This window comes from Paraglaciecola sp., assembly GCF_039942875.1.
Classification (GTDB): domain Bacteria; phylum Pseudomonadota; class Gammaproteobacteria; order Enterobacterales; family Alteromonadaceae; genus Paraglaciecola.
Window position 1 is genome coordinate 76,593 of the sequence record NZ_JBDVBQ010000039.1, and the last position, 13,463, is coordinate 90,055.

The following is a 13,463-nucleotide window of genomic DNA, read 5'->3' on the forward strand; positions in this document are numbered from 1 at the left end:
GATACTGATGAAAAATCGGTGTTTAGTTTATCAAGTAATCTTGTTTGATGAGGGAATAAAAAACCGTGGCTTTTTATAAAGGGTAAGCACGGTGATCACATATTTTGCGATACAATAACCCCGTTACCTTTTCTCGTACCTGTATCATTTTTTTATCAAACAAGGCTCAAAATGAAGATACTGCACACCTCTGACTGGCATTTAGGACAAAGCTTCTTCACCAAAAGCCGTAAAGACGAACACCAAAAATTTATTGAATGGTTATTGCAACTCGTTGCAAAAGAGCAAATCGATGCGGTCATCATTGCTGGTGATATTTTTGATACTGGCACCCCTCCAAGCTACGCCCGAGAAATGTACAACCAGTTTGTGGTGGACATGCAAAAACTCAATTGTGTGTTAGTGGTGCTGGGCGGTAATCACGATTCGGTATCAACCTTAAACGAGTCTAAACAGATATTGGCTTGCCTAAATACCTTTGTGGTGGCAAGTACCGGCATAACCACCGACGAACAAGTCTTCACTATTACCGGTAAACAAGGTGATCCCGTTGCGATTTTGTGTGCTGTGCCTTTTATACGAGCTCGTGATGTGTTGCAAAGTACAGCAGGTGAAACCGGCCTGCAAAAACGCCAAGCACTAGGCGAGGCTATCAAGCAGCACTATCACCATCTTTATGACATCGCTTTAGCTAAAAAACATGCCTCTGGACAAGATTTACCTATTATTGCCACGGGCCATTTAACTGCATTGGGGGTAACGCAATCAGAAAGTGTGCGAGATATATACATAGGCACACTCGACGGCTTTGCTGCAGATGGGTTTCCGCCGGCTGATTACATAGCACTTGGTCACATTCATAAACCACAAATAGTGGCTAAGTCTGAACATATTCGTTATTGCGGCTCGCCAATCCCCCTTAGTTTTGATGAACTGGGTAAGCCTAAACAAGTGATGCTGGTGGAGTTTTCTGGCGCGACAGTCAGCCAGTTACAGCCAATTGAGGTTCCTAATTTTCAACCTATGGAAGTCATTAAAGGTGACTTGGCTGCTATTACTACTAGGTTGCAGGCTTTTGAGCAATCAAGTGCTAGTTCGCTACCTTGCTGGTTATGCCTTGAGGTAGATAGCCAAGACTATTTGTCTGACTTGCAAGAGCGCATTCAAGGGTTAACCGCAGACTTAAACGTTGAGGTGCTGCAACTACGCCGTTCTCGTAATCAGCGCCGTCAACTCTTGAATCAAGCCAACAATGAAACCCTAGCCGAATTAGCCCCTGAAGAAGTATTTGAAAAACGTTTAACCATGGAAACCTTCGAAACGGAACAAGAGCAAACCACACTTAATAAGGTACGCCAAAGGTTTAAGCAAATACTCTCAGAGGTACAAGTGCACGGGAGTGAGCAATGAGAATTTTAAGCATACGTCTTAAAAATTTAAACTCATTAAAAGGCGAGTGGAAGGTGGATTTTACCCAGTCCCCTTTTATTGATAACGGACTGTTTGCCATAACCGGCCCTACTGGGGCAGGTAAAACCACCTTACTTGACGCTATTTGTTTAGCCTTGTATCACCAAACCCCAAGACTTGGGCAAATTACCAATTCAGCCAATGAGATCATGACCCGCGGCACAGCCGAATGTTTGGCTGAGGTTGAGTTTGAAGTAAAAGGTAAGGCTTATCGTGCGTTTTGGAGTATGCGCCGCTCACGGGGTAAGGTAGAGGGCAATTTACAGCCCGCAGATGCAGAGCTAGCCGAAGTCAGCACGGGTAAGGTCTTAGCCACGCAGATACGCCAAAAAAGTGAAGAGATAGAAAAAATAACAGGGTTAGACTTTGGGCGTTTTACCAAGTCTATGATGTTATCTCAGGGTGACTTTGCCGCATTTTTAAATGCCGACGAAAAACAACGAGCCGAGCTTTTAGAAGAGCTAACAGGTACCGAGATTTACGGCAAAATTTCTATTCAGGTACACGAGCATTACAGCCAAACCAAGCAAACATTAAAAGAATTACAAGCGGGTGCCAATACCTTTTCTTTACTTAGCGCTGAGCAAAAACTCGGTTTGCAAACCGAACTTACTGAATTGCAAAACAAACAAGTAAGTATTGAAAAACAAGCTAAAATTCACGAAAACCATATTAAATGGTGGGATAAGCAGCAAAGTGCTCAAAAAGGGCATGACAATGCAACTACCCTTTATTTACAAGCGAAGCAGGCAATTGCAGATGCTGAAGATGACTTGGCCTTATTGCAAAAAAGTGAACCAGCAGAGCGGCTACGCCCTAATTGGCAGCGCCTAGTTGAAGTCACAAGCCAGTGCCAAACCACTGAAGAACAGGTAAATGAGCATCAAAAAACAGAGTTAAGCTTGCAAAAACAGGTATCAGCGGCAAGCGATACGCTCGCAACTGCGACGCTCGCTTTGCAAACGGCTAAGAATAATCAGCTTGCCCAAGAAAAGCTTATCACCGAGCAAGTGATACCGTTAGATAATCAAATTACTCACCTTCAAGAAAACCTAAATAAACAGCAGCAACACATCGCAGAGGCTTTGCAGCAGCAACAACTGTCAGACTCGAATAAACAGAGCTTAAGTAAAGAGTTAGCCGAATTAACCGAGCAGCAGACCCAAGTACAAGATTATTTGAATGAACATGCAGCTGATAGCCAAGTGGCTGAACATCTTAGTGGCTGGACAGCGGCCCTTGAGCAAATTAAGCGAGACCAGCAAAGTGCGCACGGGCTACAACAGCAAGCCGTTACCTTAGAACAACAAGTTAACGAGAACAGTCAAGCTCAAAAGCTGATTAATCAAAAATGGCAAACCCTGAATGAGGGGGTTACTCAGCAGCAAGCGGCCTTTGCTAATAAACAAGCAGAGTACCAAGCATTAAGCCAAAACTTAAGCGCGGCCGATGCTGAGCAACAACAAACACAGCTTAATAATCTGTGGCCAGAGTTGCTTAAAGCTCAAGACATACAACGCCGATCACAACAGCTAATCACGGCTAAACGTGATGACCAACAAAAGCTATTATCGAGTCAAGAGCATGCAGACTCGCTAGGTAGCGAGCGCACCTCGTTACTTAAAGCATATCAAGAACAAGCCCAGCATTGTAAAGACCTAACGCGCTTAGTGAGTCAAGAAGAGCAGTTAGCCGAATACAGAAAACACTTAGAAGAAAACGAGCCTTGCCCGTTGTGTGGTGCCTTGACGCACCCTAAAGCCGCTGACATGCAATTGGATATACCTGAAACGGTTACCAGACTAAAAGAAGCTGAAACTCGGTTTAGTCAATTAGAAGTAGAAGGCAAAGGGGTACGTGAAAAACTAGACTCGCTACACCTCAATATTAAGGAGTTACAAAAGCGACTATCTGAACACGACACCCAAGACGTGCAACTTAATACGCACTGGCAACAATGCCAACAGGCCCTACAGTGCGACCTTGCCATTAGCGACCAAGCAGGTTTGCTAAGCTTTGAGCAAAATATCAAGAATCAGCTAGACAAGGTATCAACTCAGCTCAGTAACCTTAAGCAAGCCGATAAAGCATTACTTAGCTGCAAAGAATCACTTAACCATAGCGAAAGAGAAGTAGATAAGCTCAACAGCGAGCAAAAATTGCTAGAGCAAAGCCAACAAACCCTGGAGCAAAATCGGCAACAAACCGCTACAGAATTAACCAAGTTAAATACACTCGTAGAGCAGGCTCACACTAGATTGATGAGCCACATTAAGGCTTTAAATTACACATTGCCAGCGGAGCAAGAACTTGCACAATGGCTACAAGTTAAAGAATCTGATGTAAAAGTGTACCAAGATAAACATCGTCAAAATGAACTGATAAATAATAAACTTGTAGCTAAAAATCATGATTTTTCTGGTTTTGAGAAGACGTTAGTTGAGCTAGGTGAAAAGTTAAGTTCGATGCAGTTAGAAGACGCCCGTCTTAAAGATGAGTTAGCTAATGCAAACCAACAGCGACAACAATTGTTTGGTGAGCAAACTGTATTTAATGCCAGAGAAGACGCCAACGGGCGGTTAACTCAAGCCGAGCAGTCTTATCAAGTGGCACTTGATTCTCATAAGCAAATAGAGCGGCAGCATGGCGACTTATTAGCCGCCATAAAAGTTAAATTACAACAGCAAGCTGAGTTGCAGCAGTTGCGTAAAGAGCTAGCTGATAGGTGGCATGAGTTACTGAATAACAGCCCGTTTTCGAGCCAAAGTGAATTTGAACATGCACTATTACCTGAGCAGCAACGCAGCGATTTACTCACTAAAAAGCAAAGCCTAGATAGCCAATTGCAAAAGGCCAATACCTTATTAGAACAATCAAAAACCGAGCTCAACGCCCTCAATAATGAACCCCAAGCAAGCACTTGGCAGCAAACACCGCAACAACAAGTGCAACTGTTAATGGCGCAACTACAAACTGAAAAAGACGCCTTAGTTGAGCGCAAAGGTGGCATTAGCAGTCAACTGCAAAAAGATGAAAACGAAACCGCGCGACAACAAACCCTGTTAGATCAAATCGCTGAGCAACAACAAGAGTATGACCAATTGAGCTATTTGCACGGCTTAATTGGCTCAGCCAATGGTGATAAATTTCGCCGCTTTGCACAGGGCTTAACCCTAGATAACCTAGTATATTTAGCCAACAAACAACTAGACAGAATACACGGCCGTTATTTACTTAAACGCAAAGAAGAACAAGGTTTGGCACTTACGGTGCTCGATACCTGGCAAGGTGATGTAGAGCGCGACACCAAAACCTTATCGGGGGGCGAAAGCTTTTTAGTAAGCTTAGCGTTGGCACTGGCCTTGTCTGATTTAGTGAGCCACAAAACTAGTATCGACTCGCTGTTTTTAGATGAAGGGTTTGGCACTTTAGATGCTGAAACCTTAGATATCGCATTAGATGCTCTAGATAACCTTAACGCCTCTGGCAAGATGATTGGCGTGATAAGCCACATCGAAGCGATGAAAGAGCGCATTCCGACTCAATTACGGGTAACCAAGAAGAGTGGGCTCGGGGTGAGTGAGTTAGAGCGGGAGTTTGCTGTTGCGTAACCGCGTTGTTTGTTTATGCACTGTGCACCTAGAAGAAAGAACATACATAACGTGTAGGTCGGGGTTTAGCCCGTCAGCTCATCTAGCGGTGAGCATTAATTAGCTTCGTTTAATTCTCAACTTCGTTAACGTTATTAATGATTAAATCACGCAACCATTTATGGCCTGAGTCTTGTTCAAAATGTTTATGCCACAGTAATACATACGCACCAGATTCAAAGTCGATAGGCATGGGTAAGGTGCGTAGCTTAAAATGCGACGCCATTTGGTTGGCATGCCTAGCAGGGGCGCATAACACTAAGTCACTTTGCTCACATAGGCTCATTGCACAGTAGAAATCAGGCATTTCTATCGCAATATCCCGATATATGTTCTGCTCTGTCAACACATCATCTAACAACCATTGATCTAACCCCCCCATAATGACTTGGATATGCCTGTATTGTAAAAAACTCTCTAAGTCCCAAGTTTTGTGTAGTGCTGGGTGGTCCTCTCTTACTAAACATAAAGAGTGCTCACGTATTAATGTGGTTTGATTTAAGTCATCAGGGATGAAGCGCATATGCAGTGGCGAGCGTTGGTCCCATTCGCGACATGCAATGCCTAAATCAATCTCACATTTAAGTAATTTATCGAGACTTTGGGGCTCCCATGTTTGCGTTAGTAATCTTACATTTGGGGCTGTAGACAATAAGTTGGGCATAAAATGCGGGAAGGTCAAAGAATAGGCTGTATTCAACAAATCGATGCGAAAGCTACGATCGCTCACTTCAGGCTCAAAGGCTTTAGGCCTTGTAAGTTGATCAAATTGGGATAACAGTTGTCGCAATTGAGGTAATAACTCGATGGCACGGGGCGTCGGTTTTAAACCTTGGCCTGTGCGCTCAAATAATGGGTCTTCAAATATATCTCGCAGTCGCGCAAGATGCTTGCTAACAGCAGACTGACTCAAGTTCAAACGCCTAGCCGCAGAAGTTACACTGTGTTCTTCAAACAAGGTGTTTAGAACATGTAATAGCTTTAAATCAAGATTTATCATAAATACCTATTCCATTTTAGAATAGTTGCAATCACAACAATTCATTTTTACTCATAATGCTAATGTCATATACTTGCGCTGTCTATAGTGGCTGCCTAGTGTTCAGAGCAGTCCAATTTTCGGAGCAATGAATGACACGCACAAGCTTATTACCCCTATTGATATTAATGGTGTTATTCAGCCCTTTAGCGATTGATATATTTTTACCGGCGCTGCCGATTATGGCGCAAGATCTTTCTGTGTCACTAGTTACCATGAGTTGGAGCGTGACCATTTTTTTAATGAGCTTGGGGCTTGGGCAACTAATAACTGGCCCATTAGCTGACAAGTACGGCCGAAAACCAGTAGCGTTAGCAGGTGTAATTGTTTATGGCTTTTCGTCAGCGCTCATTGTCATCGCATCCAGTATTGAGCTGGTACTTATTTCTCGTTTACTACAAGGATTTGGGGCTTGTGCCATTGTAGTGGCGGCCTTTGCGTGTGTACGAGATCGTTACGATGCCGTCCAAAGTGGTGTGATGTATAGCTACCTAAACGGCGCTATTTGCTGCATTCCGGCGCTCGCCCCACTTTTAGGTAACCTACTGACTGAATATTTTGGTTGGCGCAGCAATTTTGAATTTATGGCTGGGTACGCTGTTTTCGCAGGGCTGATTATTGCGTTTTCCCTAACTGAAACTCAACCTAAAAAACCGGCAACTGAAACAAGGTTAATCAACCTACATGCCTATGCAGATATTGTGAAACATCCTGTTTTTTTATTTAACGCCGTAGTTGTGATGCTAGCTATGGCAGTGATTATTGCTTATGTCACGGCTGCACCGGGTTGGTTGATGGTACACCTTGGGTTAGACAGAGAGGATTTTGTGTTTTGGTTTAGTTTAAATGCGGTGTTAAATGTAGCTGCCAGTGTGTTAGCGCCAAAAGCGTTAATCAAATGGGGGCCACGAATAACTATTGGTTTTGGTATGTTAGTGCTCATTGTATCTGGATTGTTAATGCTAGTGTTTTTGTCATGGCACCATCCAGCTGGTTTTATGTTACCCATAATGCTTAGTTCAGTAGGGTTTTCATTGATGATGGGGGCATGTGCTGGCCAAGCATTAGCTCCTTTTGGCGACAAAGCAGGCACTGCGTCAGCATTGTTGGGGTTTGCGCAAATGAGCGGCGCATCTGTAATAGTAGGATTGTTACAACTAACAGGACTCGACGCAGCACAACAGTTAATCGTTTTAATGCTAAGTATTATGCCTATGTATTGCTTATATAAAACGCCGTCAATTAAGCAGAAAATTACCTTTACAGCAAGTAGGGCTAGTTGAGATAGCGCGAGTATGCACAATAAATGAGTACCTTACTCAATGATCAAAGTGAGTACTTAGTGCACCCTTCACTCCACTTTTAAACTGAGTTACGCAGTTAAATATCATGGGGCGATGTAACTGTGTGCTTTGCCCACAATATAAGAACATACATAAGGTGTAGGTCGGGGTTTAGCCCGTCAGCCTATTTAACGGTGAGTATTACTTAGTAAATTAACTGCTCCCCTTTTATTTTATGCTAAACACTCAACAAGCCTTCAATTTGAAGGGGGATCTGCATAACAGCAAGATCTAGAAAAATATCGTTTTTTCTCTATTTGTTGCATCAGTAAAAGGCAATAAAGTTAACCTGTACAAAGGGTTAGTTGCCGTGATAGAAATAAGTATGTAGAAATACGGAAAAATTGTTAAGTGCACGAACTATGACTGAGCATACATCACCAGTAGGATGGTATTTGGGTTCATATTTACTAAGGTTGTTCGAACTCGAAGACTCAACGAAAGATGACCCAGAGAAGCGATTTCTTTCTTGGGAAAATACTGTCTTGGTACGAGCCGAATCTAAATCTCATGCTTATGAAAAAGTCGTAAAAATAGGCAGAGAGCACGATTATCCATATAAGAGCGGCTCAGAAGGCGTTGACGTAAAGTGGGAGTTCTTAGGTATCACAGAGCTACTAGCTATCTACGATGACATCGAAGATGGGGCCGAATTACTTTGGTCAGAATCAAATCGAAAACTAAAGAATTTAAAGGGCCGAGTACTTACTAAGCATCAGTGTTTAGAGGACTAGCACTTAACAAATTGCTCCAGTTGACGCAGTGGTCTACGTTCTTTTTGTACATTCGCTACGCTCATTGTTGCACAAAAAAATATTACAGAGCCACTACTTACCGAGGCGTTAGAGTTCAATGGTGTTTTCGATAACTATTCATTATAACCTTGCTGAGTACTTGGCTATTGTAAATGAAGTTGCAAGCTTCAAAATTGGTAGAAAAGCCATCGATAAATGGTATTGGAGACTAACAATTTACGTAATTGGAACTCCCATATTTTTATTCAAATCTGTCAGGGAAGGTAAATGCTATTTTGTATTTTCTGAATTAGGTTTTGAGCGCAATTCGAACTTAGGCACTAGTAAATTAACTGCTCCCCTTTTATTTTATGCTTAACACTCAACAAGCCTCCAATTTGAAGGGGGATCTGCATAACAGCAAGATCTAGGAAAATATCGTTTTTTCTCTATTTGTTGCATCAGTAAAAGGCAATAAAGTTAACCTGTACAATGGGTTAGTTGCCGTGATAGAAATGACTCATGTAGAAGTATGGAAAAATTCCGTGTTTAAACAAGGAACTTTTCTGGATATTAATATTGTTAAGTGCCCTAGGAGATTTCGGTGAACAAAAAGTGGATATTATTTGCTTCAGCATTTTTTATAGCTCAGGTAAACGCAAGTGACTTGATTAAACTATACGAAGAGGACCAAGCCGTTCGAACACATTTAAGAACCCTTCCAAATAGTGAAGTCAAAAGATACATCACTGAAATTATGCTTCCGGGTGACAAAGCTAGACTTTCTCAAATTGAAAGAATATTAGAAACTGCTGAAAATTTATCTTCTCAAGAATATTTTGCTGCAGCAATGATAATGCAACATGGTTCAGAGCTTAGTCATTATAAAAAAGCGATGGAGCTTTCACAGACATCAGTTTCGCTTGATCCCTCAAATACAAATGCTAGTTGGTTATCATGTGCCGCTGAAGACAGATATCTTCTAAAACTTGGAAAACCTCAAATATGGGGAACCCAATTAAAAAGAAAAATGAATGCTGCGGGAACACATAAAATTTACTATTTAGAAAACTTCGATAAAGATGCTCGCCCTGACGAGCAAAGAAAAGTGTGTGGTATACCAGTTTTGTCTGAAATTGAATCCAGACTTGAAAAAATGGCGAATTTAAAGAATAGAAATAAACAATATAGTTTATGGAAAACGGGTACTTAACAAGTGATTATGGCATATAGCTAACTTTTTGCTTTGGGTGCTTCTCATAAAATCCCGCCTCTGAGCTAGGAAAAATGATGGGCTGAAGCCCAACCTACAAATGTCTGCCACCATCTAGGTGTATTGTGCGGCCGGTGATGTAACGGCTTGCTAATAACCATTCAACGGTATTGATGGCTTCTTGAAATGAGCCTTCAGTTTGCATTAAGGATTTATTTCGAGCCTTTATTTTATAACTATCATCGTCATCTTCATTAAACGCTAGCAGGGCTGGGGCGATAGCATTAACTTTAATATTTGGGCTGAAACGTTGGGCGAATGACAGGGTTAGATTTTCTAGTGCGGCTTTGCTGGCTGCGTACGCAATATGTTTCTTACTCCCCTTAGATGCGACATAGTCACTGATGTGAATAATGTCAGTAAACTCTTGGTCATCTTTAGAAGTTAGAAGCGACTGAAAAGCTAGGTTTAACTGATAAGGTACTTCGGCATGTATGGTCATCATGTTAGAGAATATTTGATGATAAGCGGTGAAGTCTAAAGTCTCGTTATCATCATGCCAGTCTGATGCGTTATGAATTATGCAGTCTAGGGTGTCGTTGTTGCTGACCACTGCCTTAATAAATGATTGGGTTTGCTGGTGGTCGTAAAAGTCTACCTGGTAGAGCTGCGCGCCCTTTGTTTGCAATTTTGAAATAGATGTTCTTTCGGTGCGATAGGTGCCTATGACTGTGTATTGTTTGGCCAAAAAATATTCGGCCAAACATAAACCTAAGCGTTGCCCTACGCCTGTTATCACTACCGTTGGCATTTACTTTAAAAACTCTTGTCGGGTAATCGAGTTTTGTTTGAAGCTGCCACCAAGGGCTGTGGTTGAGGTATGGGAGTTTGTGTCCATCACGCCACGAGATTTAACGCAATAATGGGTTGCGTTAATTGATACTGCGACATTGTCGGTATTCAATAGTGTCTGTAGTGCCACTAAAATTTGTTGGGTTAGGCGTTCTTGTACCTGTGGACGCTGGGCAAAAAATCGTACTATTCGATTGATTTTTGATAAGCCGATAATGCTGTCGTTAGGTATGTAAGCTACGCGGGCTGTGCCATCAATGGTGACAAAGTGGTGTTCGCAGGTGCTGGTTAAATTGATGTCGTCTACTTTAACCATTTCATCAAGCTTCATCTTGTTCTCGATGGCTGTGACTTTAGGAAACGTTTTGTAGTCTAAACCCGAGAAAATTTCATTCACATACATTTTGGCGAGCCGATGAGGTGTTTCGCATAGGCTGTCGTCTGTTAAATCTAGGCCAAGTGTGGTGACGATATCGGTAAAGCTGTCTTTGATTTTTGCGTATTTTTGCTTGTCGGTCAGCTCATTGTCAATCATAGGGGTTTCTAAGCCACGCTTAACCAATGCATTTCTGACCTTTAATGCTTCTTGGCTGATTTGGCTAGAGGATTTGTTTTCACTAGCAATGCTCAAGGCCGCGGTTTGTGTTGTCATGATTATTTCTCCTGTGGACTGTTGCTGTGAATATCGAGTGACAGAGATACCGAATCGGCAAAACGCAGAGCATGGGGTTTGTCTATTTTGACTTTGGCATAAACAACATCTTGATGCTCATTACAAATATTGAGTACATCTGCTACCAGCTTTTCGAGCAATAAAAAACGACCAGACTCCACATGTTTAATAATGGCTTTGGTGATGGTTTTGTAATTTAGGGCGTCAGATACCTGATCTTCTAAACATCCACTACTAAGAGGGTAGTGAATTTCAGCATTGATCACTATGTCTTGTTGTTTGTTTTTCTCTTCTTCATTAAACCCAATAAAAGTTCTGAGCCTAAGATTCGTTATTTCGATAATGGCATTCATCGTAGAAGACGAATTTTTAGACGACTGTTGAATTGAGTTATCTTTTAAAGCGAAAGCAGGAGCATTCATTGCACGTCTCTTCACTGTTTCTTAATTTGTGTTAGTTGTACGCCTTTGTTTTGATTTTGGTTCAGTTTAAGAGGCGCTATAGCGGGTGAGATAATACTTATTAATATTGATTTTAAATACAAAATTTTAATATTTGTTTCATTAAAGTGTCTAAATGTTAGTGGTGGTTATATAAGTATGTGTTGCATTGGCTTTAAAGTCGTTACAAAAGAAGAATGTATAGGTAGTGTCAAATTATAACCGAAGTGATATAAAACTTTAGTTGGTCTAATAAATGGCTAACGGGTGTTTAAGCACTTAAGCGTTTGATTACGGACTATTGACCTCTATGAATTTTGTACATGTTCAGTTTATTTCCCTCAAGGAACCCAATGAAAAAAATTAAATCTTTCGCCTTTCTACTTGTTCCTCTGGCTTTTTCTGTTGATTCTTTGGCTGATGAGTTTTCTTTTGGGGCGGGTGTTGGGAGTTTATACAGCGGAGTAGGCGTTAATATTGCGATGCGCTCGGATACAGACTTAAAGTACCTGTCTGCTGGGTGTGTAAGCTATTCAGATAGAGGCGGCTCTACTTGTGGAGTAGGCGCTGGTTGGGTGACAACAGACTTGTTTGATTTTCAAAACACTCAGCATGGCCTTGGCGCTTATGTGGGAGTGGTAGGCACTGAAAGCACCTTCTTTACTAAAGATGAAGCTATCTACGGTGCCGGGTTTGGTTATCATTATTTTTTTAATGGTATTGGAAAATCTGGAGCTAACGCTGGCTTTTCTTTTGTGGTTGGTGATGCAAATTCAGGCACTCACACTGGGTTAATGGCTCAGATAGGTTATCAATTCTAATTAGTCATCAATTACCCCTATTGATTATGCTTGTTGATAAGTCGCTGCTCATTTTAAATAACGATATTTTAAAAGGACGTTTGATGAAAGTAGAGAGTTTTATGAATATCATTTCAAACCTTGGTAAGGGGATATTAATGGGTGTCGGAATAGGATCCTCTCTTTTTGGGGTGTTACTCATGGCAATTTTTTTCAACCAAAACGAATCGGTAAATATAGGTGGACTCGTTGCTATTTTAGTAGGAGTGAGTTGTTTGCTGATGGCATTAAAGGTTAAAGGTAAACCCCATAGTAACTGAAAACTCTATTTTAAAATCCACATAGATTAAATCGCCATCCACTGGTGTTCAAAAAGCAGCTATCGCACACATTCAATTGTCAGGCTAAAATTATGGAAGTGACTAAATAATACCCGTCATAACTTTTTAGAGCCTTACCTCGACTAACCTAGCTGATTTGCCTTACGATACGGCCCTTCGTAATCAAATAACCTTTCGGTAACTTGCCAGTGATGTTTTTGTTTCTTGGCTATTACAAAGTCTGGGGTTGGCAGGTAGGGTAAAAAGTTCTGTAAATCTTCCAGTGACTCAAACTGAATCAATTGGGTGCCTTTGGCTAGCCTTCGGGCGAATAGCTCATTAAAGCTTTGTCTCGATTTTTTAAAATTAAAGCGAAAGGTTTCTGATAACGTCAGGCCGTCTTCGTCGTGGTAGGTGATTTTTACTGTCTTGTCGGCATGGTTGATTTTCGGGGTGATGGCGGCGCAGCGTAGTACTTTATTGTTTTTTAAGTTTAAGGCTTTGCGCAATATATCATCGGGGTCGATTAGTTTTTCATGACAGTGTTGGCATTGCCGTGCGGCAATATCGTTTTCTTGGTTGCAGTGGGGGCAGTGTTTAAAGCGAAAGCGGTAGCTGCATTGCTTATCAAATGTAGGGTTTTCAACGCCATCGAGGGGGGCTATGTTGTCGGAGTCTTCAATTAAACCTTGGCATCGACGGCCAAAGTGCTTAAGTATATTCCCTTCAGAGTCTGTTCTGCCCCAAAAGGCATTGGCAAAACCACATTGAGGGCAATGAATTTGTACCGCAACTGAGTCTGGGGTGGGCTTTTTATCGCCTATTTCTGGTTGAAAAATATCGTAACCATTGTTGGTGTAATCTAATACTAAGCAGTCTTTTTTGCCTGGGCTTAGCCGTAAACCTCGACCGACAATTTGTTGAAATAG

The 13,463-nt window shown here is 41.7% G+C and carries 11 protein-coding genes and 1 pseudogene; 7 read left to right on the top strand and 5 right to left on the bottom strand.

The features are described 5' to 3' along the window. The first annotated feature begins 171 nt into the window (after nucleotides 1-171). A complete protein-coding gene (gene sbcD / locus ABJE44_RS12955) occupies nucleotides 172-1,410 on the top strand; it encodes an exonuclease subunit SbcD (protein ID WP_348110157.1) in 1,239 nt (412 codons plus the stop codon). After that, nucleotides 1,407-5,081, top strand: a complete 3,675-nt coding sequence (locus tag ABJE44_RS12960) for an SbcC/MukB-like Walker B domain-containing protein (protein ID WP_348110158.1) — start codon at nucleotides 1,407-1,409, stop codon at nucleotides 5,079-5,081. The genes sbcD and ABJE44_RS12960 overlap by 4 nt, the downstream gene beginning before the upstream one ends. A 109-nt stretch (nucleotides 5,082-5,190) precedes the next feature. Here ABJE44_RS12960 and ABJE44_RS12965 read toward each other — a convergent pair whose 3' ends face one another. Beyond that, nucleotides 5,191-6,120 carry a LysR family transcriptional regulator gene (locus ABJE44_RS12965; RefSeq protein ID WP_348110159.1) on the bottom strand — a complete coding sequence of 310 codons (930 nt, stop codon included), beginning with the start codon at nucleotides 6,118-6,120 and terminating at the stop codon, nucleotides 5,191-5,193. Nucleotides 6,121-6,251: 131 nt separating this feature from the next. On the opposite strand from ABJE44_RS12965, the gene ABJE44_RS12970 reads away from it, so the two are divergent. The 3 genes from ABJE44_RS12970 (at nucleotide 6,252) to ABJE44_RS12980 (ending at nucleotide 9,449) form a co-directional block, all read left to right on the top strand. Continuing rightward, nucleotides 6,252-7,442: a multidrug effflux MFS transporter gene (locus tag ABJE44_RS12970; RefSeq protein ID WP_348110160.1), complete on the top strand. Its 1,191-nt coding sequence runs from the start codon at nucleotides 6,252-6,254 to the stop codon at nucleotides 7,440-7,442. 422 nt (nucleotides 7,443-7,864) lie between these two features. After that, nucleotides 7,865-8,236 (top strand): DUF4288 domain-containing protein, encoded by a 372-nt coding sequence (locus tag ABJE44_RS12975; protein WP_348110161.1) that lies wholly within the window; start codon nucleotides 7,865-7,867, stop codon nucleotides 8,234-8,236. Nucleotides 8,237-8,840: 604 nt separating this feature from the next. Continuing rightward, entirely contained in the window at nucleotides 8,841-9,449 is a 609-nt protein-coding gene (locus ABJE44_RS12980) for a hypothetical protein (RefSeq protein ID WP_348110162.1), read from the top strand. A 94-nt stretch (nucleotides 9,450-9,543) separates the two neighbouring features. Here the strand turns inward: ABJE44_RS12980 and folM are convergent, their stop codons facing one another. The 3 genes from folM to folX are packed head-to-tail and all read right to left on the bottom strand — an operon-like array spanning nucleotide 9,544 to nucleotide 11,327. Further along, a complete protein-coding gene (gene folM, locus ABJE44_RS12985) occupies nucleotides 9,544-10,260 on the bottom strand; it encodes a dihydromonapterin reductase (RefSeq protein WP_348110163.1) in 717 nt (238 codons plus the stop codon). After that, nucleotides 10,261-10,953: a GTP cyclohydrolase I FolE gene (gene folE / locus ABJE44_RS12990; protein ID WP_348110164.1), complete on the bottom strand. Its 693-nt coding sequence runs from the start codon at nucleotides 10,951-10,953 to the stop codon at nucleotides 10,261-10,263. A gap of 2 nt (nucleotides 10,954-10,955) precedes the next feature. Continuing rightward, entirely contained in the window at nucleotides 10,956-11,327 is a 372-nt protein-coding gene (gene folX / locus ABJE44_RS12995) for a dihydroneopterin triphosphate 2'-epimerase (RefSeq protein WP_348110300.1), read from the bottom strand. 440 nt (nucleotides 11,328-11,767) lie between these two features. On the opposite strand from folX, the gene ABJE44_RS13000 reads away from it, so the two are divergent. Continuing rightward, nucleotides 11,768-12,235 (top strand): hypothetical protein, encoded by a 468-nt coding sequence (locus ABJE44_RS13000; protein ID WP_348110165.1) that lies wholly within the window; start codon nucleotides 11,768-11,770, stop codon nucleotides 12,233-12,235. A gap of 83 nt (nucleotides 12,236-12,318) precedes the next feature. Continuing rightward, complete coding sequence (locus ABJE44_RS13005; RefSeq protein WP_348110166.1) at nucleotides 12,319-12,534, top strand: hypothetical protein; 216 nt, start codon at nucleotides 12,319-12,321, stop codon at nucleotides 12,532-12,534. Between the two features lie 143 nt (nucleotides 12,535-12,677). On the opposite strand, the pseudogene ABJE44_RS13010 reads toward ABJE44_RS13005, so the two are convergent. Then, nucleotides 12,678-13,463, bottom strand: a pseudogene (locus ABJE44_RS13010) (ATP-dependent helicase); the annotation flags it as partial.

Coding starts and splice junctions, on each gene's coding strand:
- ABJE44_RS12970 (WP_348110160.1), top strand. CDS start 6,252: ATGACACGCACAAGCTTATTACCCCTATTGATATTAATGGTGTTATTC.
- sbcD (WP_348110157.1), top strand. CDS start 172: ATGAAGATACTGCACACCTCTGACTGGCATTTAGGACAAAGCTTCTTC.
- ABJE44_RS12975 (WP_348110161.1), top strand. CDS start 7,865: ATGACTGAGCATACATCACCAGTAGGATGGTATTTGGGTTCATATTTA.
- ABJE44_RS13005 (WP_348110166.1), top strand. CDS start 12,319: ATGAAAGTAGAGAGTTTTATGAATATCATTTCAAACCTTGGTAAGGGG.
- folX (WP_348110300.1), bottom strand. CDS start 11,327: ATGAATGCCATTATCGAAATAACGAATCTTAGGCTCAGAACTTTTATT.
- folM (WP_348110163.1), bottom strand. CDS start 10,260: ATGCCAACGGTAGTGATAACAGGCGTAGGGCAACGCTTAGGTTTATGT.
- ABJE44_RS13000 (WP_348110165.1), top strand. CDS start 11,768: ATGAAAAAAATTAAATCTTTCGCCTTTCTACTTGTTCCTCTGGCTTTT.
- ABJE44_RS12960 (WP_348110158.1), top strand. CDS start 1,407: ATGAGAATTTTAAGCATACGTCTTAAAAATTTAAACTCATTAAAAGGC.
- folE (WP_348110164.1), bottom strand. CDS start 10,953: ATGACAACACAAACCGCGGCCTTGAGCATTGCTAGTGAAAACAAATCC.
- ABJE44_RS12965 (WP_348110159.1), bottom strand. CDS start 6,120: ATGATAAATCTTGATTTAAAGCTATTACATGTTCTAAACACCTTGTTT.